Source organism: Adlercreutzia muris (genome assembly GCF_008831045.1).
In the GTDB taxonomy this organism is placed as follows: Bacteria; Actinomycetota; Coriobacteriia; order Coriobacteriales; family Eggerthellaceae; genus Adlercreutzia; species Adlercreutzia muris.
In genome coordinates this window covers 1-808 of sequence record NZ_WAJS01000085.1, presented here as the reverse complement: position 1 = coordinate 808, position 808 = coordinate 1, and the positions used below count along the sequence as shown (strand labels likewise).

General features: G+C 60.5%; 1 protein-coding gene. It reads right to left on the bottom strand.

Annotation, left to right across the window (positions count from 1 at the left end; all coding sequences use genetic code 11):
- Positions 1–406: 406 nt before the first annotated feature.
- Positions 407–676: a hypothetical protein gene (locus F8D48_RS11480; RefSeq protein ID WP_151432171.1), complete on the bottom strand. Its 270-nt coding sequence runs from the start codon at positions 674–676 to the stop codon at positions 407–409.
- Between the last annotated feature and the right edge of the window lie 132 nt (positions 677–808).

Genomic DNA, 808 nt, shown 5'->3' with positions numbered 1-808 from the left:
GGATCCGCTTCGCTCTCTACGATGCGCCTGACGATGGCAGTACTGGCCCGTACCTTGCTGTGAACGTCATGTCTAGGGGCGAATGGCAGACCATGAAACGCATCGCCACTTGGTGATTCGCTGTCCCGATCACCGTTTGCAACCACATCGTTTGCGGCGGACCTCAACGACTGCGAACTAGGTGCCGCCGCGATCAAGCAGGACACTACCAACGTACCCGTGGCCGGCATGTACGGCATCTGCTTCACATGCCGGGCTACAGGCCAATGGTTCTGGCAGATCGCCCTTCGCACCGAGGGCGGAGAGGTCTACGTGCGCAGAAAGATCAACGGCTTGGCCTGGACTGCGTGGAAGGCACTGTAAGTCCGCCTCCGCAGTCCTGGCCCGGCGCCTCTCAATACATCCCTCATGCAGCGGGCCGCGACATCGGCAGCCACGATGTCCACTCGCCCTTGTTGACCTTGCGGCGAAACATCGGGTAGCCGGTCGTGGGCAGCGCAAGCTGGACGGCCCAGCGGTAGTCCGTTGTCATTGTCGCTGGCACATTTGAAAAGCAAGCGCACAGCCCGAAGGGGAGGCCGTCGGGCGCGTTCAGCGTGGTCGTGTTGTAGACAACGATGCCCGCTAGATGGTCGTTGAGGTCTTTGGCGGCGTCATTGCTTGGTGCATAGTACATCGCCTGGGACAGCGAATCACCAAGTGGCGATGCGTTTCATGGTCTGCCATTCGCCCCTAGACATGACGTTCACAGCAAGGTACGGGCCAGTACTGCCATCGTCAGGCGCATCGTAGAGAGCGAAGCGGATCC

Bases quoted from the DNA above. Each gene is read 5' to 3' on its own strand.
- F8D48_RS11480 (WP_151432171.1), bottom strand. From the start codon at position 676: ATGTACTATGCACCAAGCAATGACGCCGCCAAAGACCTCAACGACCAT.